20 protein-coding genes, 1 pseudogene and 2 riboswitches are annotated in these 22,991 nt (G+C 40.2%); of the genes and pseudogenes, 20 read left to right on the forward strand and 1 reads right to left on the reverse strand.

Annotation, left to right across the window (positions count from 1 at the left end):
- Window positions 1-90: 90 nt before the first annotated feature.
- The 5 genes from trpS to G593_RS0113525 all read left to right on the forward strand — a co-directional run bounded on the left by trpS (window position 91) and on the right by G593_RS0113525 (window position 5,933).
- Complete coding sequence (trpS, locus tag G593_RS0113505; RefSeq protein WP_005333967.1) at window positions 91-1,152, forward strand: tryptophan--tRNA ligase; 1,062 nt, start codon at window positions 91-93, stop codon at window positions 1,150-1,152.
- A gap of 148 nt (window positions 1,153-1,300) precedes the next feature.
- A complete protein-coding gene (locus G593_RS0113510; protein WP_005341429.1) occupies window positions 1,301-3,025 on the forward strand; it encodes an ABC transporter ATP-binding protein in 1,725 nt (574 codons plus the stop codon).
- A 128-nt stretch (window positions 3,026-3,153) separates the two neighbouring features.
- Window positions 3,154-3,804: a cyclodeaminase/cyclohydrolase family protein gene (locus G593_RS0113515; protein WP_105308917.1), complete on the forward strand. Its 651-nt coding sequence runs from the start codon at window positions 3,154-3,156 to the stop codon at window positions 3,802-3,804.
- Between the two features lie 30 nt (window positions 3,805-3,834).
- Window positions 3,835-4,698: a bifunctional 5,10-methylenetetrahydrofolate dehydrogenase/5,10-methenyltetrahydrofolate cyclohydrolase gene (locus tag G593_RS0113520; protein WP_022279743.1), complete on the forward strand. Its 864-nt coding sequence runs from the start codon at window positions 3,835-3,837 to the stop codon at window positions 4,696-4,698.
- Between the two features lie 167 nt (window positions 4,699-4,865).
- Window positions 4,866-5,933, forward strand: coding sequence for a coiled-coil domain-containing protein (locus G593_RS0113525; protein WP_005341433.1), 1,068 nt, complete (start codon window positions 4,866-4,868; stop codon window positions 5,931-5,933).
- A gap of 86 nt (window positions 5,934-6,019) precedes the next feature.
- On the opposite strand, the gene G593_RS0113530 is transcribed toward G593_RS0113525, so the two are convergent.
- The gene (locus G593_RS0113530; RefSeq protein ID WP_029732035.1) at window positions 6,020-6,874 is read right to left on the reverse strand and encodes a YitT family protein; all 855 of its coding nucleotides are present in this window, start codon (window positions 6,872-6,874) and stop codon (window positions 6,020-6,022) included.
- Between the two features lie 171 nt (window positions 6,875-7,045).
- On the opposite strand from G593_RS0113530, the gene G593_RS0113535 reads away from it, so the two are divergent.
- The 15 genes and pseudogenes from G593_RS0113535 to G593_RS21780 all read left to right on the forward strand — a co-directional run bounded on the left by G593_RS0113535 (window position 7,046) and on the right by G593_RS21780 (window position 22,971).
- Complete coding sequence (locus G593_RS0113535) at window positions 7,046-8,161, forward strand: hypothetical protein (protein ID WP_029732036.1); 1,116 nt, start codon at window positions 7,046-7,048, stop codon at window positions 8,159-8,161.
- A gap of 69 nt (window positions 8,162-8,230) precedes the next feature.
- Window positions 8,231-8,337, forward strand: a riboswitch (TPP riboswitch).
- Between the two features lie 238 nt (window positions 8,338-8,575).
- Entirely contained in the window at window positions 8,576-8,779 is a 204-nt protein-coding gene (gene thiS, locus G593_RS0113540; protein ID WP_005341442.1) for a sulfur carrier protein ThiS, read from the forward strand.
- Between the two features lie 65 nt (window positions 8,780-8,844).
- Window positions 8,845-9,630: a thiazole synthase gene (locus tag G593_RS0113545; protein ID WP_029732037.1), complete on the forward strand. Its 786-nt coding sequence runs from the start codon at window positions 8,845-8,847 to the stop codon at window positions 9,628-9,630.
- 72 nt (window positions 9,631-9,702) lie between these two features.
- A complete protein-coding gene (gene thiH / locus G593_RS0113550; protein WP_029732038.1) occupies window positions 9,703-10,944 on the forward strand; it encodes a 2-iminoacetate synthase ThiH in 1,242 nt (413 codons plus the stop codon).
- Between the two features lie 65 nt (window positions 10,945-11,009).
- The gene (locus tag G593_RS0113555) at window positions 11,010-11,630 is read left to right on the forward strand and encodes a methylated-DNA--[protein]-cysteine S-methyltransferase (RefSeq protein ID WP_029732039.1); all 621 of its coding nucleotides are present in this window, start codon (window positions 11,010-11,012) and stop codon (window positions 11,628-11,630) included.
- Between the two features lie 437 nt (window positions 11,631-12,067).
- The gene (locus G593_RS18690; protein WP_242827092.1) at window positions 12,068-12,775 is read left to right on the forward strand and encodes a sensor histidine kinase; all 708 of its coding nucleotides are present in this window, start codon (window positions 12,068-12,070) and stop codon (window positions 12,773-12,775) included.
- A gap of 215 nt (window positions 12,776-12,990) precedes the next feature.
- Entirely contained in the window at window positions 12,991-13,356 is a 366-nt protein-coding gene (locus G593_RS20895; protein WP_242827099.1) for a hypothetical protein, read from the forward strand.
- Window positions 13,266-13,550, forward strand: a complete 285-nt coding sequence (locus tag G593_RS19680) for a substrate-binding domain-containing protein (protein WP_242827093.1) — start codon at window positions 13,266-13,268, stop codon at window positions 13,548-13,550. Before G593_RS20895 ends, G593_RS19680 begins: the two co-directional genes overlap by 91 nt.
- Window positions 13,551-13,785: 235 nt before the next feature.
- Window positions 13,786-13,861: riboswitch (cyclic di-GMP riboswitch) on the forward strand.
- A gap of 72 nt (window positions 13,862-13,933) precedes the next feature.
- Window positions 13,934-15,676: an extracellular solute-binding protein gene (locus G593_RS0113575; protein ID WP_005341451.1), complete on the forward strand. Its 1,743-nt coding sequence runs from the start codon at window positions 13,934-13,936 to the stop codon at window positions 15,674-15,676.
- Window positions 15,673-17,949 carry an ATP-binding protein gene (locus G593_RS0113580; protein WP_029732042.1) on the forward strand — a complete coding sequence of 759 codons (2,277 nt, stop codon included), beginning with the start codon at window positions 15,673-15,675 and terminating at the stop codon, window positions 17,947-17,949. Before G593_RS0113575 ends, G593_RS0113580 begins: the two co-directional genes overlap by 4 nt.
- A gap of 66 nt (window positions 17,950-18,015) precedes the next feature.
- Entirely contained in the window at window positions 18,016-18,831 is an 816-nt protein-coding gene (locus G593_RS0113585; protein ID WP_029732043.1) for a substrate-binding periplasmic protein, read from the forward strand.
- On the forward strand, window positions 18,815-20,977 hold the full coding sequence (locus G593_RS0113590) for an ATP-binding response regulator (RefSeq protein WP_029732044.1): 2,163 nt from the start codon (window positions 18,815-18,817) through the stop codon (window positions 20,975-20,977). The genes G593_RS0113585 and G593_RS0113590 overlap by 17 nt, the downstream gene beginning before the upstream one ends.
- An 8-nt stretch (window positions 20,978-20,985) precedes the next feature.
- A pseudogene (locus G593_RS21555) lies at window positions 20,986-21,950 on the forward strand (response regulator).
- A gap of 214 nt (window positions 21,951-22,164) precedes the next feature.
- Entirely contained in the window at window positions 22,165-22,536 is a 372-nt protein-coding gene (locus G593_RS21775) for a transporter substrate-binding domain-containing protein (protein WP_196801976.1), read from the forward strand.
- A 51-nt stretch (window positions 22,537-22,587) separates the two neighbouring features.
- Window positions 22,588-22,971 carry a transporter substrate-binding domain-containing protein gene (locus G593_RS21780; protein ID WP_029732046.1) on the forward strand — a complete coding sequence of 128 codons (384 nt, stop codon included), beginning with the start codon at window positions 22,588-22,590 and terminating at the stop codon, window positions 22,969-22,971.
- The last annotated feature ends 20 nt before the right edge of the window (window positions 22,972-22,991 follow it).

Raw genomic sequence — 22,991 nt, forward strand, 5'->3', positions numbered from 1 at the left:
GGAAACAATTATAAAAAGATAGCTGCAATAAGCCAACGTTTTTTCATGACGTTTTGTGCCTTGAGCAGCGCGAAAGGAATGGATATAAAAATGAAGAAAATTATCTTAACCGGTGACAGACCAACAGGACGTCTTCATGTGGGACATTATGTAGGATCACTGCAGGAGCGTGTGAAATTGCAGAATTCCGGTGATTATGATGAAATCTATATTATGATTGCAGATGCTCAGGCATTGACAGACAATGCGGAACATCCAGAGAAAGTAAGACAGAATATTATGAATGTGGCACTGGATTATCTTGCTTGCGGAATCGACCCGGCAAAATCTAATATTTTCATTCAGTCTATGGTTCCGGAACTGACAGAGCTTACATTTTATTATATGAATCTGGTTACAGTGTCCAGGGTACAGAGGAACCCTACAGTAAAAGCCGAGATTCAGCAGAGGAATTTTGAGGCAAGCATTCCGGTCGGATTTTTCTGCTATCCGATCAGTCAGGCAGCAGATATCACGGCGTTTCGTGCAACAACTGTACCGGTAGGAGAGGATCAGCTGCCGATGCTGGAGCAGTGTAAAGAAATCGTACACAAATTCAACAGCGTGTATGGTGAGACACTGACAGAGCCAGATATTATTCTTCCATCTAACAAAGCATGCCTGAGACTGCCGGGAATCGACGGTAAGGCAAAGATGAGTAAATCACTTGGAAATTGTATTTATCTGTCAGATGAAGCAGAAGACATTAAGAAAAAAGTTATGTCCATGTTCACAGATCCGAATCACTTAAGAGTCGAAGATCCAGGGCAGGTAGAAGGCAACCCGGTATTCATTTATCTTGATGCATTCTGCAAGCAGGATTATGTAGACGAATTTCTTCCAGATTATGCAAACCTGGAGGAACTGAAAGAACATTACAAACGCGGTGGACTTGGAGATGTAAAAGTAAAAAAATTCCTGAACAATGTAATGCAGGCAGAACTTGCACCAATCCGCGAGAGAAGAAAATCATGGGAGAAGAGACTTCCGGATGTATACGACATTCTCAAAGAAGGAAGCAAGGTTGCAGAGGCAAAAGCTGCAGAAACACTTCGAGATGTAAAAAATTCTATGAAGATAAACTATTTTGAAGATCCAGACTTTTTGAAATAATTGGAATTGTTTTGACGATTACAAAAAGGGACAGGTTAAAGTTTAATTGGGGACGGGGTTTTTTTGAAAAAACCCCGTCCCCAATGATATATTTTCAAAATTGTATATATAATATTACTAGCGATTTTGAGTAGAAAGAGGTTTTTAAATGCATACGTTAAAGAGATTTATTCAATATTATGCGCCATACAAAGCTGTTTTTTTCTTAGATCTTGCCTGTGCAGCGATAATCAGCCTGGTGGATCTGGCTTTTCCTCAGATTTTACGGACACTTACGAGGACGTTGTTTGTGGAAAATGCGTCTTCAATTATGCGTAATCTTGTACCGATTGGGATTGTGTTGTTCTTGATTTATGTTCTTCAGGCATGTTGTAAATATTATGTCAGCTATCAGGGGCATATGATGGGAGCGCACATGGAGCGCGATATGCGCCAACAATTATTTGATCATTATGAAAAATTATCGTTTTCTTATTATGATCAGAACAATTCCGGACAGATGATGAGTAAACTGGTATCGGATCTGTTTGATATTGCGGAGTTTGCGCATCACGGACCGGAGAATTTATTTATCTCGCTGATTAAAATTATCGGCTCTTTTGTATTTTTATTCCTGATCAACTGGAAGCTTGCAATCCCGCTTCTTGTAATGGTTGTATTTATGATTTTCTTTTCGGGCAGCCAGAACCGGAAGATGCAGACAACATTTATGGATAACAGGCAGAAAATCGGGAACGTGAATTCCAGTTTGCAGGATACGCTTGCCGGAATCCGTGTCGTACAGTCTTTTGCAAATGAAGAGATTGAGCGGGAGAAGTTCATGGAGAGCAATCATGGATTTCTTTTATCTAAGAAAGCGAACTATCAGTGTATGGGAAGCTTTATGAGTGGAAATCTGTTCTTTCAGGGCATGATGTATCTGATTACGCTTGTATTTGGAGGCTGGCTCATAGCCCATGGTCAGATGGAAGTAGCTGATCTTGCTATGTATGCGCTTTATATCGGAATCTTTATCAGTCCGATTCAGATTCTTGTGGAGCTGACTGAGATGATGCAGAAAGGTCTGTCCGGATTTCGGAGATTTCTGGACGTGGTCGAGACAGAGCCTGAGATTACGAATGCACCGGATGCAGAGCTGCTTGATGACGTGAAGGGAGATGTGAATTATGAAAATGTTTTCTTTCATTATAGTGATGATGACACGCCGGTTCTGGAAAATGTATCGTTCCATATTCCGGCTGGAAAATCAATTGCGTTGGTTGGTCCTTCTGGAAGCGGCAAGACAACAATTTGTTCCCTGCTTCCAAGATTTTACGATGTAACAGGTGGAAAGATTACGGTTGACGGAAAAGATGTGAGAAAGCTGACCCTTGAGAGTCTGCGTAATCAGATTGGCCTTGTGCAGCAGGATGTTTATCTTTTCTGTGGAAGTATCCGTGAAAATATTGCATATGGTAAGCCTGACGCTACGATGGAAGAGATTGAAGATGCGGCAAAGAAAGCCAATATCCATGACTTTATTATGGAACTTCCGGATGGATATGAAACATTTGTCGGAGAAAGAGGAACCCGGCTTTCCGGTGGACAGAAGCAGAGAATTTCTATTGCCAGAGTTTTCCTTAAGAATCCGCCAATCCTGATTCTGGATGAGGCGACCAGTGCATTGGACAATGAAAGTGAACGTTGGATCCAGCAGAGTCTTGAAGAGTTGGCAAAGAATCGTACAACCATTACAATTGCACATCGTTTGTCCACAATCCGTAATGCAGATGAGATTCTGGTCGTTGCTGACAATGGAATAGCAGAGCGTGGAACACACGATGAGTTAATCGCACGTGGTGGTATTTATGCACATTATTATGAAATGTCATAGTTTTTACAAAATGTAGATAAAATTGGCACATAGATTTAGATAATATGGAAATTGATGTGTCACTTAGAAAATGTTATTATAATAACAATCTTTACGATTTAAAGTATTTAGAGAATGAGGTACGTACTATGAGTTCATTAGATAAACAGATAGATTTTACAGAAAACTCATGCAAGGATTTTATTGATGTTCTTGCAAGCAGTGCCCCGATTCCGGGAGGCGGCGGAGCGTCTGCTTTAGTTGGAGCAATCGGAGTGGCACTCGGCAATATGGTGGGAAGTCTTACTGTCGGTAAGAAGCGTTATGCAGATGTAGAAGAAGATATTATCCGTTGTAAAAAAGAAGCAGACGAAATTACAAAGCGGCTTCTTGAACTTGTGGCAAAAGATGCCGAGGTCTTTGAACCATTAAGCAAAGCGTACAGTCTGCCAAAGAGTACGCCGGAAGAACTTGCAAAAAAGGAAGAAGTTATGGCAGTTGTGTTAAAAGATGCATGTGAAGTACCGCTTGAAATTATGAAAACCTGTGCAAGAGGATTAGACCTGATGAAAGAGTTTGCTGAAAAAGGAAGCCGGATTGCACTTAGTGATGCAGGAGTCGGAGCAACACTTTTGAAGTCTGCACTGCAGGGCGCGTCATTGAACATTTATATTAACACAAAATCTATGAAAGATCGTGTATTAGCTCAACAGTTGAATGATGAGACAGACAGTCTCAGAAAAACTTATGAGAAGAAGGCGGATGAAATATTTGAAAACGTATGCAATGAGATTCGTTAAGTCACGGTAATGAAAAAGGAGAATCGTAAAATGGCACAGATACTGTTAGGTAAAGAAGTAACTGCTTCATTGAATGAGGAGATTGAAGAAAAAGTAAAAACATTAAAAGAGCATCAAGTGATGCCGAAACTTGGAATTATCCGAATTGGTGAAAAACAGGATGATATTGCATACGAGCGCAATGCTGTAAAGCGTTGCGAAAAATTATCTGTGGCATATGAAAAGTTTCTGCTTCCGGAAGATGTAACGGAAGAAATGGTGATTGATACGATCCAGAAACTAAACAAGGCGGAAGATATTCACGGAGTATTGGTTTTCCGCCCGTTGCCATCTCATCTGGACGAAGAGAAAATCTTAAATACATTGGATGTAGAAAAGGACGTAGATGGAATTACCAATCTTTCCATGGCAGGTATATTTGCCGGAAAAGAGATGGGCTATGCGCCGTGTACCGCAAGTGCATGTATCAGGCTCCTGGACCATTATGGAATTGACTGTACCGGGAAAAAAGCAGTGATCGTAGGACGAAGCCTTGTAGTCGGAAAGCCGGTATCTATGATGCTTCTGAAGAAAAATGCAACAATTACAGTCTGTCATACAAAGACTAAGAATATAAAGCAGGAAGTACAGGCTGCAGATATCGTAGTTGCGGCAGCAGGAAGTGCAGGATTTATAAAGAAAGAACATTTAAGAACGGGACAGGTTGTTATTGACGTGGGAATCAATGTGAACGAAGAAGGCAATCTGTGCGGAGACGTAGCATTTGATGAGGCAGAACCGATTGTAGATGCAATTACACCGGTTCCAGGAGGAGTTGGCGGAGTCACGACTTCAATTTTGGTGGAGCATGTGGTAAATGCAGCACTTTTGAAAATGAAAGCCAGTGAGAAATAGTATAACAAATATGTGAAAAGGTTAAAAAACATCAAGGAAAAGGTTAAAATTATTTCTTGAACTTTCTGATAAAAAACGTGCTGTGCAAAGAAAGGTTGTTCTTTTTGAAAAAATAGTATATAATATCTTAGTGTTAACCCCAAAACAAACAAGAAAGGATTACATTTATGAACATGCATAAGAAACGGATCGCAAGACGTGGGGCAGCCTTTGTCTGTGCGTTCGGTGTCGCACTGTCAGCAATGCCGGTGCATGCAGCGGAGGTCAAAAGCCTTGAAGATAAGACCAGTAATCTTCAAAGTCAACTGGAAGGGATTAATCAGGATTTGGTTACGATCAGCAATAAGATTGCTGAGACAGAAGCGGAAATTGAAGAGTCGAACAATGAAGTATACCGCCTGGAGGCATCACTTCAGATTTCTCGTAATAACGAGGAAAAGCAGTATGAAACGATGAAGACTCGTATTAAGTACATGTATGAAAATGGTTCAGAGACAATGATTACTATGCTGTTTACTGCAGACAGTATGGGAGACTTCCTCAACAAAGCCGAGTTCATTCAGAACATTACCGATTATGATAAGGAAATGTTGGAGAACATGATGGAGATACGTCAAGGTATCGAGACGCAGGAAGAGGATCTTAAGAGCCAGCAGCAGGAACTGACAGATTTACAGAGTCAGTTAAATACTGAGCAGCAGAATCTTCAGGCGAAAGCAGCAGCAACTTCCACAGATCTTGCGACTGTGAATGCGCAGCTTCAGGCAGCGCGTGAGGCAGAGGCAAAGCAGGAGGAAGAAGCGCAGAAAAAAGCACAGGAAGAAGCGGCAAAGCAGGCATCAGCTTCCACTGGAAATAATACTTCCGGAAGCAGTTCTAATAATAACAGCTCTTCCAAACCTTCTAATTCCGGAAGTAATAATAACTCCGGGAGCAGTTCCAGTCATGGAAAGTATAATATTCCTTCCGGTGGTCTGACCCCATCCAAAGGGAGAATCTGGTTTAACGGACATACTGAAACCTATTATTCACAGAAGGTACTTCCGGGAGCAGGACTTAACATTCCGGGACGTCATATTGCGAGTGACGGAACAATCCGTGACAAAGATGGTTATATTGTACTTGCCAGTGATGACTATCCAAAAGGAACCGTGGTCGAGACATCTCTTGGAGCTGGAAAAGTCTATGATAGTGGAAGTGGAAAAGGTAATATTGATTTGTATACCGACTGGTAGGAAAAGAAAGAGTGAGAACTCATATGACAGAAAAATTGCTCAGACCGTGTAAGGTCTGAGCAATTTTTTGTCATATAGAATGTGTACTAAATTTTTGGCTGATACCGCATATTGGAAACGTTGTAGATTGTGATAAACGCCTTAGGATCCACCTGATTGATGTATTTCATCAGTTTCTGGTATTCTGTTTTATCCACAATGGTGATAATTTCGTTATGCTTTTCCATTGTGTAAGCACCGATGGCTTCATAGATAGTAGCCCCGCTGTGAAGTTCATATAAAATGAAGTGGCGCAGCTCTTCTTCTTTCCGGGTGATGATGCAGACGCGCCGTTTCATATCTTGATTGAAGATAAAGTGATCCAGTACGATTCCGTTAAAATAAGTACCGAGGACACTTAAAACTACAGTTTTCTTATCGTACACAAGTGCTGCGGACAGAGCCACACACATACCGGACAGTGACATAGCTTTTCCGAGATCCATATGCAGATATTTGTTCATGATTTTGGCAACAATATCCAGTCCGCCAGAAGAGGCATTTCGATTGAACAAAATTGCAAGTCCGACGCTTACGACCAGTATATAACAGAGTACATCCAGTTCCTGGCTGTCGGTCATGGAGTAAAAATCCGGGAAAATCTTTTCGAAAAGCCCCAGAAACAGTGGAAGCATAATGCTTGTATAAACAGTTTTTGCTCCGAATTCCCGACCGCATGTAAAGAATCCGATAATCAGAAGCACTATATTTAAGATCATAGTGATTGCTGACAATGGAAGCGGTACAAAGTTTGACAGAATGATTCCAAGACCAGAGATACTACTGACAGAAGCGTGGCTTGGTACAAGGAAGAAGTAGACTGCAGCGGCAATAATTGCCACAGCAAGCGTCAGAATCAACGTTTCCTTTACAGAGTCTGCGTATTGATTTTTCTTATTCATATGTAACAATCCCCCACAAATAACATTTGCAACATTCATTTGCAAAGTATATTTTAACTGGTTCTGTGTGGAATAACAAGGTGTCTGTTGTATAAAATTGACAGAGATTTATAAAGAGCAGTATAATTAAAAAAGTAATAGCAAATGAGGGGATGGATTGGGAGGAGATGTATGGGAAAAAGAAAAGCCGTTTATTGGATCCTTCTTGCTTTGATAATGGTTACAGTGACAGGTTGTGGCTATACGCTGGAAGAAAAGAGAGAAATGAAGCGTTATGAAAAGCAAGGACGGGGAAATGCGAAAAATTATATAAGAGAAAAATATGGAATCGATGCAAAGATTACAGAGATAAACTGTGAGAAATACAGTTCCAGTCCGGTGCCGGATTTTTTCCCTTCTCCCACCGGAAATGTATTCGTGAAAATGAAGTACAAGGGGGCAGATTTTTTAGTTGCGATATCAGGGCAGAAAAAGAATACGGACGGGCTTGATAATTATCAGTTTCAGGAGATTGCCACAGCATTTGCACAAGAAATGTATAACATCACAGGACTTCACGCAGAGAGTGACTATGTATGTTATGGTGAGTATGGAACGGTAAAAGACGAAAAAAATGGAATGATCCACACATTTTATGATGGGGAAAATCTGGAAGAAGTCTTACAGAAGGAATCTGCAAGAGCTGTTGTATCTTATGCCAATCAGGACGTAGAACAGATTCCTGTATCGCAGATAAGCCAGAAGACAGGCGTTGATACAATATTGCTTACGGATTACGAGAGCCGGGAAGCATATCAGACGGTTCGGTGTCCATATTATAATCTGGCTGGCTGGCCGATTGAAAATGGAATAGAGAATCAACTGTATCTGATGAATGGATATCGTGTTGTGGGTGCGGGTGAAGATACCTATGTAAAATGTGAGAAAAAAATTCAGGATGATATTATCCTGATTACAGAAAATCCAAAGGATCAGATCATACTTGAAAAAACCAGTCTGGATTCACAGGAGAATTGGAATGGGAATGGATTTATTGATGCGAAGCAGGTAGCCAGTGCCTATGCATTTGATACAAATTCTGAAAAAGTATATGTGTATTTTCCGGTGGAAAAACTGGACACGAAAGAAGTGAAAGAAGCTCAGTTAGTCAAGCAGTATCAGTACAAAGGAGAAACATGCTATGACAATATCATCAGCAAAGTGACTGATGATGGCAAGTATATTCATGGCATCGTCTATACAAGAGACGAGACGGAGATAAAAATATCCGTGTTTATAGATAAGTAGGTGAAGAAAGCAATGAAGAAATTACCGAGTGCTCTTGACACAAAATAAAAATCGATTTATACTAGGCATTGTAAATAAAAGGGGAGCTTGTGATAGCAGGCTGAGAGGAAGTCTTCAACTTCGACCTAGAACCTGATTTGGATAATGCCAACGTAGGAACGTATAAGATAATGTTACGGGAGATACATTGGTGTATCTCCTTTATTATGCATAGAAAACCACGTCTTTTCTTCTAAGCCAGGTGCGAATCATAGAATATAGGAAATTTTGAGAGTGAACAGAGTTCATGAAGGGGTGCACCACCGCGGGTGTATTTCTTTGTGAACTCTGTTTTATATAATAGGAAATTACATTTCCTTTTATATAAAAAGCCTCCGGCAGGATGCGCACTCGCATTTCCGGAAAGGAGCAGCCATGATTACAGTCAATGGAGAGAACAGAACGCTGGAACATCCAGTGTCGGTAACGGAATACTTGAAAGCATGTAATTATATTCCGGTGCAGGTAGTAGTAGAATTGAATGAGGAGATCATCAAAAGAGAAAATTACGATACAACTGTACTGAAAGATGGAGATGTTGTAGAGATTCTGCATTTTATGGGCGGCGGAAGCTTCTAAGCTTCACGATATGCGAATAGCAGGTATCATAATTTATGAGTAAACAAAGAAAGGTGGATAAAAAAATGACAACAACAAACACAAACGAAGACAAATTAATCCTGGGAGGACATGAATTTACTTCCCGTTTTATTATGGGATCTGGAAAATTTTCATTGGAGCTTATGAAAGCATGTATTGAAAAAGCAGGAGCACAGATCGTAACACTTGCTTTGCGCCGTGCTAATGAAGGCGGACTTGATAATATTCTGGATTATGTGCCGAAGGACGTAACACTTCTTCCGAATACATCCGGTGCCAGAAATGCGCAGGAAGCAGTTCGTATTGCAAGACTTTCCAGAGAGCTGGGTTGTGGAGATTTTGTAAAGCTTGAAGTTATTCACGATTCGAAATACCTTCTTCCAGATAATTACGAGACAATCAAGGCAACAGAGATCCTTGCAAAAGAAGGGTTTGTTGTTATGCCATACATGTATCCGGATTTGAATGCAGCCAGAGATTTGGTAAATGCAGGGGCAGCCTGTGTGATGCCTCTTGGTTCTCCAATCGGTTCAAATAAGGGAATCTGTACAAAAGAGTTTATCCAGATTCTTATTGATGAGATTGATCTTCCAATTATCGTTGATGCAGGAATCGGTCGTCCGTCACAGGCATGTGAAGCTATGGAAATGGGTGCGTCAGCAGTGATGGCCAATACTGCTATTGCGACAGCAGGAGATGTCCAGGTTATGGCTGAAGCGTTTAAAAAGGCAATTGAGGCAGGAAGAAGTGCTTATCTTTCCGGATTAGGAAGAATACTGGATAAAGGAGCAAGTGCGTCTTCACCATTAACAGGATTTTTGCATGAGTAAATTGCACTGATAACAGAATACAAGTATAAAGATATACAAGAAAAGATATACGAGAGGATCAATGTAACAGCAATGGTAGAAACAATGCAGACCAGTAAAAAAGATGGTCATTTTAATGAAAGTATTGTAAATGAAGAAATACTGGAAGATATGAAAAAGAATCGTATCGATCATATGAAGTATCTTCCGGATATGGAGCAGTTGGAAGAATCTGATGTGATGGATCAGGTTATTTCTGCAATGAAAGCATATGATTATGATAAATATACAGAAGCAGATGTAAGAAGAGCACTGGCGCATGATAACCGGACACCAGAGGATTTTCAGGCACTGCTTTCGCCGGCAGCACTTCCGCTTTTAGAGGAGATTGCGCAGCAAGCACAGATTGAAACAAGAAAGCATTTTGGAAACAGTGTGTATATGTTCACGCCAATTTATATTGCAAACTACTGTGAAAATTACTGTATTTACTGTGGATTCAACTGTCATAATAAGATTCGCCGTGCACAGCTTAATGAAGAAGAGATTGAAAAAGAGATGGCTGCTATTGCCAAGACCGGACTTCAGGAAATATTGATTCTTACAGGTGAGAGTAAGACAAAATTTAATGTGGAGTATATTGGAAAGGCATGCGAGATTGCACGAAAATATTTTAAAGTGGTAGGTCTTGAAGTATATCCGATGAATTCGGATGAGTATGCATACCTTCATAAATGCGGAGCAGATTATGTGACAGTCTTCCAGGAGACTTACAATTCAGATAAGTATGAAACATTACATCTAGCAGGACATAAAAGGATTTTTCCATATAGATTGAACACACAAGAACGTGCACTTAAGGGTGGCATGCGAGGTGTTGGCTTTGCAGCGCTTTTAGGACTGGATGATTTTCGCAAAGATGCTTTCGCGACAGGTTATCATGCATATTTGCTTCAAAGAAAATATCCGCATGCAGAGATTGCATTTTCTTGTCCAAGACTATGTCCGATCATCAATAATGATCGCATTAACCCGATGGATGTTCATGAGCCGCAGTTACTTCAGGTAGTTTGTGCATATCGTCTGTTCATGCCATTTGCAAGTATTACGGTGTCTACAAGAGAATGTGCCCGTGTTCGTGATAATCTGGTAAATATTGCAGCGACCAAGATATCCGCAGGAGTCAGCACAGGAATTGGAAGTCATGTGGAAGATATCGAAGATAAAGGTGACGACCAGTTTGAGATTTCAGACGGAAGAACGGTGGATGAAGTGTTCGATGCGCTGAAAAAGAATGGTTTACAGCCAGTTATGAAGGATTATATATATTTGTAGATGTGAAATGTCAGACTACAAATAATTATTTTTTTTAATGATTGCAGGGAACGGAGGTTTTTAGTATGAGAACGCGAGAAGAAGTTTTGCAGTATGTGCGATCTTTCCCGAATGTGTATGAAGAAAGACCATTTCGCGATCAGGGCTGGCAACTGGTAAGAGTAAAAGGAAGTAAGAAAACATTTTTATGGATTTATGAAAGAAATGGATATGTTAATTTAAATGTTAAAGTTGATCCGCAGTGGAGAGATTTCTGGCGCAGTACTTATGCCTCTGTTATTGCAGGGTATCATCAGAATAAGGAACATTGGAATACCATCATTTTAGATGGTTCTATTCCTGAAAATGAAATTCAAAGAATGATTTCCGAGAGCTATGATCTGATTACGGACAGCCCGACGAAAAGAATCTATGAGGCAGTGAAAAAGATTCCAAAAGGTCATGTTGCGACTTATGGTAAAGTTGCAGAGCTGGCAGGAGATGCAAAGATGGCAAGAGCAGTTGGAAATGCGCTTCATAAGAATCCGGATCCGGAACATATTCCTTGCTTTCGTGTGGTCAATGCGAAAGGAGAATTAGCCGGTGCATTTGCCTTTGGAGGAGAAAGTGTGCAGGCACAATTGCTGGAAGCAGACGGGATTGAGGTAATCGATGGAAAAGTAGATTTAAAAAAATATGGGATATAACAAAAAATAAAAGTAAAAGAACCCAACGTGCCGTTTAAGATGTGGAATGCGTTGGGCTCTTTTATTTTTTTCGCTTTAAAGCAGAAAAGAACAGACAAGAAAAAACATGGCATGATATTATAAAAATAACATTTGTGGCAAAACAGACGAAAGTCCGCGGCGCAAAGCTACAGGGCCTGTGAAATGGCAGCAAATTAGAATCATTTAAATTTGATGTAAAACGAAGAGGTAAAATCAGGATTGAAGTAAGAAATCTGCATCAGTCAACACCAGATCTGGAACAGATGAACGGTGAAGAGTTCCCTGTTACATTGGGAAAGCAGGTGGAAAAAACCCGGCAGTCACTTCATGCATTAGGCACTGCCTATTACCATATCTCCAGATTGAATTTAAAAACAAAGAAGGTTGAACTCGTCAAAAGATCCAGGAAGATGGATATGGATTTTGAAGAAAATAGAGTAGATTGGGATTCTCAGTTCAATATTATTAAAGATATTATAGAAAAGCCATTTGTACAGAAGTATATAGATTTTTTTGATATACAAACCATGGCAGCACGGCTTCATAATAAAGAATCTATGTTTTCCGAATTCAAAAAGAAGAATGGATCATGGTTTCTTTCCATGGTCGTTCCTCAGAGTTATGACATAAATGGAAATGTTACATCAGTGCTGATCGCAAATCGAGATGTGACAGATGAAAAACTGCGGGAATTAAAACAAGAGGAGGAATTGCGGGAAGCAAAATTAAAAGCAGAATGTGCAAATAAAGCAAAATCAACATTTCTGTTCAATATGTCTCATGACATCAGAACTCCTATGAATGCAATCATTGGCTATGCAGATCTGGCGTCCAGACATTTGAAGGAAACAGAAAAACTTGGCGGATACCTTGAAAAAATTCAAATATGCGGAAAAGAACCTTTGTCGATGCTTGGTAATGTTCTGGATCTTGCAAGAATTGAAAATAATAAGGTCGAAATGGAATACACTGTTTTGAATGTCCATGAAAGCTTTGAAAATTGTGTCACTATGTTCCAACAACAGGCAGAAAGTAAAAATCAGACGCTCTCTCTGACAGAACAGATTCTGTATCCGTATATATGGATGCACCGCATCTGTCAGAAGTCTGTCTTAATATTATAAGCAATGCAATAAAGTATACAAATACAGGAGGCACAATATCCTGTAATGTCCTTTAAAATCGTGTGGATGTTTGCAACCTATCTTTTGTTGGTGCGGCACTGTTGGTCATTGCATATTTTATGCATATAAAAAACATATATCCGTGGCTGGTTCTATATACAGTTTCTTATTTTAGCATTGCAATTTTTGATACATTATGCTGGAAAAATAAAAATATGACGGCAGAAACTGCTGCAGAATTAATTGAAGATGGTTCTTGCGTGTGGCTGACAGCGGGAGGTGGAGGAATTAATGAACCTTCATTTTTTCTGAAGAAGCTGGAGGAACGATATCTGAATACCGGACTTCCCTGTGAACTCACTCTTTGTCATAGTGCAGGAGTGGGAGATAAACAGGGAGGAGGCGTTGACCGGTTTGCTCATGAAGGAATGGTAAAAAAGCACTGGAAGAATTTGGAATCACGGATTATAAACGGTACTTTATCTATGATGTGGATACAATTGACGAAGCATGTCAGCGTACCGTTGAAGCCTTGGAGAAGCAAGAACGGCCGACTGCCTTTTTTGCTACGATCGATATGATGACAATTGGCATATACAGTGGAATTAATCAGTGTGGTATGCAGATTCCGCAGGATATATCGGTGGTTGGCTTTGATGACATATTTGTGACAAAGCATATGATTCCTCCGCTGACAACTTATCACGCCCCAATGGGGGAAATTGCCGAGAATGCGGTTAAAATGTTGTCAGAACTGATTGAAAAAATACAATGATTAAATAGTTCAGAAAATATGGAGTAATTCCGGTAGAGAAAGAAGAATATTTGAATACTCCTAATTGAATGCCAGTATTTGGGTTACAGATAACGAATCCATGATACTGGCATTTTCATGTCTTATAATAAGATGCGTTGTTTTCGGGTGTTAAAACGGTAATGTTTTTCTTGCGTACAGTAGATACGCTATAGTATAATAAAACCAGTTTTTTGCATAAATTTAAAAGCTATAATAAGGAAATCGGCAAACCAGATGAAAGTCTGGGACGCAAAGCTACAGGGCCTGTAAAATGGCAGCCAGTTGCATAAAATGAGTTGCACTGTCTGTCTGACAGTGCTTTTTTGAGGAATAATTTATCAACAGAAGATGAAAGGAAAGTTATGAAATTGAAAAAAATATTAGGTGTATCTGTTGTAACTGTGCTGTTATGTCTTACGGGCTGTACGAATAAGAATGCGACGAGTGAACATGAAGCAGTCACTATTCTGGCACCTTATATAGAGTGTGATCGATTAGCTGATCTGGTACATGAGAAGTATCCGGAAGTAAATCTGGAGATTCTTTCCTATTCAGGTGCAAACACCACACAATATTTACAGAATATGTTAGCAGCAGATGATCTTCCCGATATTTGTACACAGACAGTTTATGATCCAGACATCAATGACATGAGTGATAAGATGATCGATCTTTCAAGTTATGATTTTACAGACAACTATGTAGAATCCAGACTGCAGGATGTCTCAGATGATGGAGCCATTTACATGCTTCCGTCAGCTTACAGCTGTTTAGGCATTACCTATAACAAGACTTTATTAGAAGAACATGGATGGAAGCTCCCAAAATCCTTTGCTGATCTGGAAAACCTGGCAGAGGAAGCAAAGGCGGCAGGGGTACAGCTTTGCCTGGCACAGATCGAATTTCCGGGTTACGGATTTCAATATATGTGCAATATTGCGGATACGGGATTTCTGGGAACTTTTCAGGGCAAACAGTGGCAAAAGGATTATCTGACAGGAAAGGCCAATGTGCGTGATACACAGGGCATGATGGATTGCATGGAATATATTCAGAAATGGAAAGACCTGGGCATGTTTACTACGAATAAAAAGAATCCCCAGAGCGATGATGAAACCAGAAATGAATTTATGGAAGGCAATACGTTATTCCTGCTTGGAAGCAAAAATGGTATCGGGGAAACAGATGATACAAAGGATCGGTTTGGATTAATGCCATATCTTTCTGAAGACGGAAGCCAGAATGTATATATTTTGAATGTGACACGCTATCATGGATTGAGCAAAAAATTAGAGGAGAATCCACAAAAACTGGAAGATGCATTAAAAGTTATGGAGATTCTTTCTTCCGTGGAAGGAACGACTGCGGTATATGACGAATCAAAATTGAAATCGAGTTTACTTCCATTTAAAGACTGGAATGCAGACGATACCTATTATGGAGATATTGCTGATGAGATCAATGCTGGAAATACGGCACTGCTTATTTATGCAGGGTGGGAAAATGCAATGGTAAATACAGGAAATCGTATGCTGGAATACCTTCAGGATCAGGCAACGCTTGAAGATGTTGTGGATCAGCTGGATACGGATCAGGATTCTGTGGTAAACAATAAACCGGAAGTTATCACGACTACAACTGAAACTATCTCTCAGGAGAGCTGTGCAAAACTGATTGGAAAAAGCTTTATGGAAGCAACAAAAAGTGATGCGGCACTGATTTCTTTAGGTGAATGGATACATGGTAATGGAAAAGATCAGAATACAGCGGGTGTGAATGGAAAGCTTTATGCACAGGATATTACAGAAGCTGATATTTGTACGATTCTTCCAACAAGCTGGTATGGCACAATACAGACAGCGAAAATTACAGGGAAAGATATCAAAAAGTTATGTGAAGATGGTTATGATGCCGCAGGTACAGGCAACACCTATCCATATGTGCTGGTGAAGGATAAAGAACTTGAAGATGATGAAACTTATCAGGTTGTTATTTGCGGAGCAAATGAAGATGTTGCATTAAATGACAGCGGTATTGTGGGAATGGATGCAGCGAAAGATTACTTTTCAAAATTTAAAACACTGAGTGAGGCAGATGTGAAATGAAACTAAGCAAGAACAGTACATTGGAGAAGATAAATAAATATAAAAAAGTTATATTGGGATGTATTGTTACGATCTTGGTGATGCTCGGTTTATTTGTTTTCCTGAATCAGTCATATATTCAAAAGTTTATTTATGAAGAACGATTGAACCAGATGGATGAAATTACCCATCAGATGTTTTTGAATCTGGAAGATGTTATGGGCACAAAATGGAATTATGTCCAGGTACAATGTAACCTCATAGAATCTGCTGATATACAGACTGTGGATGATATGAGCCGGTATATGAAAACAATAACAGATTTATATGAATTTGAAGATTCCAGGATAACATTGTTGGCAGTGGATGACAGTGGAAAGTACTATACAGAAGAAGGAAACCAGGGAATAGTGAGAGACGCATATCATTTCGAGAACAGCCCTGAAAAAATCAGCTACGTGTCGAATTTTATGACAACAAATGATTCCCGTATGGTTTTCTTACAGAAATTAGAGCATCCAATCAGGCTTCAAGGTGGTCAGATTATTAATTACTATGGTTTATATCAGGATATGCAGGAGCTGAACGAATATTTTGGCTGTGATGCCTATGATAAAAATAACAGCGTCTATATTCTTGATGATAATGGCTTTAAACAGTTTAACACCAATAAAGTAGAACTGATTAAAGGACATAACGTGTTCTCTGTATTAAAGAAGATGGAATATCTTCATGATTCTTCCTTTGACAAAACGGAAAAAGAATTAAATGGGAAAGGCGTAAGTTATTCCAATGCGATACTTGATGGGACAGAATATTTCTATGTTTTAAAAAGAATGGATAGTTCAGCATGGACCCTGATCTTTCTGGTGCCGGCAAAATATGTAGCAACGAATACGGTAAGGCTTGTGAACCTGATCATGTGGTTTATCATTCTGTTTGCAGTAGTTGCAGCAGTTTGTGTAATTACAGCTATCGTAACAGTGCTTAGAAAAAAACAGAGTGAAGCAATTGAGGTTGAAAGAGAAAATAACGCAAAACTGGAAACAATCAATACAGAACTTACACAGGCAAAACAGGCAGCTGAACAGGCATTTGAAGTAGCCAGTTATGCCAGCCAGTCCAAAAGTGATTTTCTGGCAAATATGTCCCATGATATCCGTACACCAATGAATGCAATTACCGGTATTACATCATTGCTTGAACATGATGCAGGAAATGAAGAAAAAGTAAGAGAATATGCTAGAAAAATAGATGTTTCTGCACGGCATCTGCTGGGGATTATCAATGACGTTCTGGATATGAGTAAGATCGAGGCAGGAAAAACGGTTTTTAAGTATTCTGATTTTTCTATTTTGGAATTTATGCAGGAAATCCAGATGATGTTCCGGCCACAGGCAGAGGGCAAACATCAGAAGATGATAATGAATCATGACAATATCAAACATGAGTGGGTGAATGGGGATCAGGTTCACCTGATGCAGATTTTCAGCAACCTGCTTTCCAATGCTGTGAAGTATACCCAGGAAGGCGGGGAAATTCAGTTCCTTGTAGAAGAATATGAAACAAAATCCAGGGCGTATGCAAGGTACCGCTTTTTAGTCAGTGACAATGGTATGGGAATGTCGGCTGATTTCAAGGATACAATTTTTGATGCGTTTACCCGTGCGGAAAGTTCCCTTACAAATAAAATACAGGGAACCGGACTGGGAATGGCGATTACTAAGAACCTGGTTGAGGCAATGGGAGGCACCATTGATGTGGAGAGTGAACTGGGACAGGGAAGCTGTTTTGAGGTTCTCATAGATCTGAAAATTGCAGAGGATAGAACCGTTGCTCTGGCAGCACAAGAAGAAACAGATGAGCAGGATGGTAATATCCTGCAGGGAATGAGGTTCCTGTGCGCAGAGGATAATGAGCTGAACGCAGAAATTCTGACGGAACTGTTAAAGATTGAAGGTGCAAAATGTACCATCTGTGAAAATGGTGAAGAGATTTTGAAAGCATTTGAACAGTCTGTTCCAGGTGATTACGACATGATCCTGATGGATGTGCAGATGCCTGTGATGAATGGTTATGAGGCAACGAAGGCAATCCGCAGAAGTTCCCATGAACTGGCAAAGACGATTCCGATCATTGCCATGACTGCCAATGCATTCTCAGAGGACATTCAGCATTCTCTGGCAGCCGGTATGAATGCACATGTTTCAAAACCGGTTGAGATGAAAGTACTGGAAAAGACAATCAGAAGTATAAAATCCGGGGGGGGGGGGTACCGAACCGCAGGTCACTGAACAATGACAAATGGAAATTAACCGTACATAAAAGAATCGAAAAGGATAGTTAGGGATAGATAGAAAATGAAAGGAAAAAGAATGATTGCAGGCATTCTGCTTGCGGGAATTTTAGCGGTCACCCTGGCAGGGTGTAAAAACACAGATAACACGAAAGAAGAAAACAAAAAGCCTGTGATTACCCTCGGCAGCGACAGCTATCCACCATACAATTATCTGAATGAGGATGGTGTACCGACGGGAATCGATGTAGAACTGGCTGCGGAAGCTTTTAAAAGAATGGGATATCAGTTGGAGGTTGTCCAGATTAACTGGGAGAAGAAAAAAGAACTGGTGGAGAGCGGAGAGATTGATTGTATCATGGGTTGTTTTTCCATGGAAGGGCGTCTTGATGATTACCGCTGGGCGGGACCGTACATAGCAAGCCGTCAGGTGGTCGCTGTAAATGCGAACAGTGATATTTATAAACTGAGTGACCTGGAGGGGAAGAACCTGGCTGTTCAGTCCACAACCAAACCGGAAGGAATCTTTCTGAACCGGACGGATGAGAGAATTCCAAAGCTGGGCAATCTGATCAGTCTGGGACACAGGGAGCTGATCTATACGTTTCTGGGGAAAGGATATGTAGATGCAGTTGCAGCACACGAGGAATCTATCGTTCAGTATATGAAGGATTATGATGCAAGCTTCCGTATTCTGGAAGAACCTCTGATGATCACCGGAATCGGTGTCGCTTTTGCAAAAGATGATGACAGAGGAATCTGTGAGCAGATGGATCAGACACTGGAGGAGATGCGTCAGGATGGCACATCCCTGAAAATCATTGAAAAATATCTGGACGATCCCCAGAAGTATCTGGAGGTGGATGATCTTGGATATTAAGAGAAAGAAAAAAGAAAAACGAATCCGGCTGTTCGGCTGTCTGATTGGAATCTGTGTGGCAGTAGTCGCTCTGCTTTATTTCTTCCACGCAGAAAAAGCAGAAGCAGAGAAAAGAATGGTGGAGATTGTAAACTATGTGAAAGTGCAGTGTTCCACCTACACCCATTATAATGAATCTTCGGAATCCAAAAGTCTTCTCCGTGCCATTGAAAGTGCCAGACAGATGAGCACGAATATCGATACGGAAATAGAAAACGGCGGTCAGCTAAGCCGGGATTTTCTGAAAGAAAACCTGCAGACTCTCTGGGTGGATGGTATCATTATACTGGATGCAGAGGGAAAGACAGACTGTGAATACAGTATGGATGAGTCTCTGACAGGTGAGATCACGGAGTATCTGCAAAAAGACATTATCATGGATTTTGATGGATATGAAGAAAGAACTTATTCAGAACGGTTTAACAGGAAAGACGGATCACATATTGACATTGCAGCCTGCGCCAGAAAAGATGCACCAGGTATCGTTGCGACCTATTATTACACATCTCCTGAATTTGCCAGAAACTATACGTTGACGATACAGGGACTTTTAAATGGTTATAGTATCCAGAAAGATGGAACGATTATTGTTGCAGATGAGGGAATCGTTGTTGCCAGCAATGATGAGAAACTTCTGTGGCAGAACACCGCCGGCAATGAGGTGGTTCAGGCAATGAAAAAGCATACAGACAGTCAGCACATTTTCCATTTGAAGAATAAAGGGACCGGATGTTACGGAATCATGCTGAAGCAGCGGGATTATTATATTTATGCGTATCTTCCGGATACGGAAGTATTTCATAACCTTCCATTAAGTGTGATAAGCGTTATTTTTCTTTATTTACTGATATTCGGTATGTTCTTATTCTGGGGATACAGAACTAATCAGGCACATCAGAAACAGGAGATGGAAAAAGATGAAAAATACAAAGCAGAACTTCTGATAGCAGCAAAAAAGGCAGAAGCAGCCAATGAGGCAAAGACAGAGTTTCTACAGCGGATGAGCCATGATATCCGGACTCCGATCAATGGAATCTGCGGTATGATTGATATGGCAGAGCATTATGCAGACGACATGGAGAAACAGACAGAATACAGAGCAAAGATCAAAGAGGCATCCAATCTGTTGCTGGAACTGGTAAATGATGTTCTGGATATGAGTAAGCTGGAGTCTGGTGAAGTTGTTCTGGAAGAGAGTCCATTTAATCTGAGCAAAATTTTTGAGGAAGTGCTTGTTGTGATTGAACAGATTGCTGCAGAACAGAATATCCGAATTGTATGGGAGAAAAAAGAAATCAAACACCTTGATTTTATTGGAAGCCCGAGGTATGTGAAACGTGTGATGATGAATATCCTGTCGAATGCGGTGAAATATAACAGAGAAAACGGGCAGATTTATATCAGCTGCAGGGAAATTCCATCCGAACAGCCGGAAATGCCGATAATAGAATTTGTCTGCCGGGATACTGGAATCGGAATGACAGATGAGTTTCAGAAGCATATTTTTGAACCATTTGCACAGGAGCATACCGGAAGCCGCACAAAATTTGCAGGAACAGGTCTGGGAATGCCGATTACAAAGAAACTGATCGAGAAAATGGGTGGTACCATTACTTTCGAAAGTGAAAAAGGCGTAGGGACGACATTTGTGATCCGGGTTCCATTTAAAATAGATCCGGATGTGGATAAACGTGAAGAACAGAAGGATGTGTCCGAAAAATCTATAAAGGGACTGCATATTCTTCTGGCAGAAGATAATGAGCTGAATATGGAAATCGCCGAATTTGTGCTTCAGAATGAAGGTGCTGACGTGACAAAAGCCTGGGATGGTCAGGAAGCTGTTGAGCTGTTCAGAAATAGTGAACCTGGTGAATTTGATGTCATTCTTATGGACATTATGATGCCGGTCATGAATGGTTATGAAGCCGCAAAGATGATCAGGTCTCTGGACAGAGAGGATGCAAAGGAGGTACCGATCATTGCAATGACAGCAAACGCGTTCACGGAGGACAGAATAAGAGCAAAAGAAGCAGGGATGGATGAACATGTTGCTAAGCCTGTTGATGTGGAATTACTGATAAAAATAATTTATAAACTAGTTGGATGATGAAAAATATGGATAAAAGGCAAAGAATACTGATTGTTGATGATGCAAAGCTCAACAGGGATATATTGAAGGAGATTCTGGGGGAAACTTATAATTATCTGGAAGCTGAAAATGGAAATCAGGCGATTCAGATGACAGCAGATAATCCGGGGATTGATCTGATGCTTTTAGATATCAATATGCCACAGATGAATGGTTTTGAAGTTCTGAAACTGATGAAACAAAGTCAGTGTCTGGATGAAACTCCTGTGATTATGATATCTTCAGAAGATGCCGTTGATACTATGCGTAAGGCATATGAGCTGGGAATCACGGATTATATCACACGACCGTTTGATTCTGTGATTGTAAAGAAAAGAGTCCAAAACACTTTAGGGCTCTATGCGAACCAAAAGCATTTGATCATGACACAGCGATTCAAATGATCCTGGATGGGCAATGTGGACAATTTAATCCAATCCTCCTTAAGTGTCTGAAAGAACTGAGTCGTCAGTTTTCAAAAATGCTTGATAAAGAGATGGATGATAATAAATATTACCATGAAATACAGAGACTTTCGAATGAAATACTCAGCGACAGAGCTTTACCGAATCAAAATTATTCACAGAGTGTTGTCAAGGTCATGCAGGAAAAAATCGATTTCTTCAAATCGAACAGTGGCATGAATTCGATTGATTACAATGCAATTTCAGGTCAATTAACTATATTAAATGGAGAACATCAGATATTATGTCAGAGAGATAATCCGAATTTCAATTTGTTCAAAGAATTTGGAGTAAATGAAGAAGATGTTCAATATATTCGTGTTTTATTACATCAGACATCTGTACAAAATAAAGAAATATCTGCCACGATAAAAGCGACGGTGGAAAATAACAGTCAGATGTACAGAATGAAATTGCATACATTGTGGTCGCCTTTAAAGAAGGATGGATACATCGGGATCATTGGATATTTTGATACTGTAAAATAGAAAAATGCAAAGAAGTATGGTATTAGCTTTGAAGGCGGAGCTTCCATGAGTACTTTTCATCACAGATATATCCGTAAAGATACAAAAGAGATACCAATCATTGCGATGACAGCGAATGCATTTCAGGATGATATCAGGGACTGCATTTGATGCCGGAATGAACAGAAAGATAGAAAAACGGATAAGAAAAAAAGGTAAGAAAAAAAGAATAGGTTTGAGCGTTTTAGTACTTATCATGTTACTCTTTGTACCGGTTTCTGCTTATGCGTCGGAGATAAAAAGTGACGGGAAAACAACTCAGGTAACAGAGGAAGAGAATAAAACCGTGAGAGTCGGTTATTTCCCATATGCCAATTTTCAGGAAGGCGGCTATGGGGAACACAAGCAGGGAGCAGGCTATGAGTATCTCCAGAAGATTTCTTATATAACCGGCTGGAAGTATGAATATATCTATGGCTCATTTAAAGAGTGTCTGGATATGCTGGCAGATGGAGAAATAGATCTGCTTGGAAGTGTCAGTTATACACCGGAAAGAGCAGAATCTATCGATTTTTCGACCTATGCCGAGGGAACAGAAAGATATTGAATCTATACCCGGGAAGATCATACAGATCTTACGGATGGTGATTTAAAGCAGATGAATGGCTGTCGTATCGGTGCTGCGGATGGAAGCTATCAGAAAGAACTTCTGGAAAAATGGCTGGACAGCAATCAGATTCAGGCAGAGGTTGTTGTCTGTAAAGGCTATGATGAAATGATAGAAAAACTGGATGCAGAGGAACTGGATGCACTTGTGGTCCCGGCGCTGTCTGTCAACAGCGATTTTATTGCCATTGCCAATATCGGTGCAAGTGACTGTTATTTCGGTGTATCAAAATCCAGACCGGATCTGTTAAAGGAATTAAATTCTGCCCTGGAAGAAATCAACAATACAGAAACGGACTACAGCAGCAAGCTGTATGCCCGTTATGAAGGAAAAGCGGTCATAAATTATGCACTCAACAAGGAAGAAAAACAATAGCTGGATGCACATGAAAACAC

It is taken from the genome of Dorea sp. AGR2135 (genome assembly GCF_000420885.1).
Lineage (GTDB): Bacteria > Bacillota > Clostridia > Lachnospirales > Lachnospiraceae > Dorea > Dorea formicigenerans.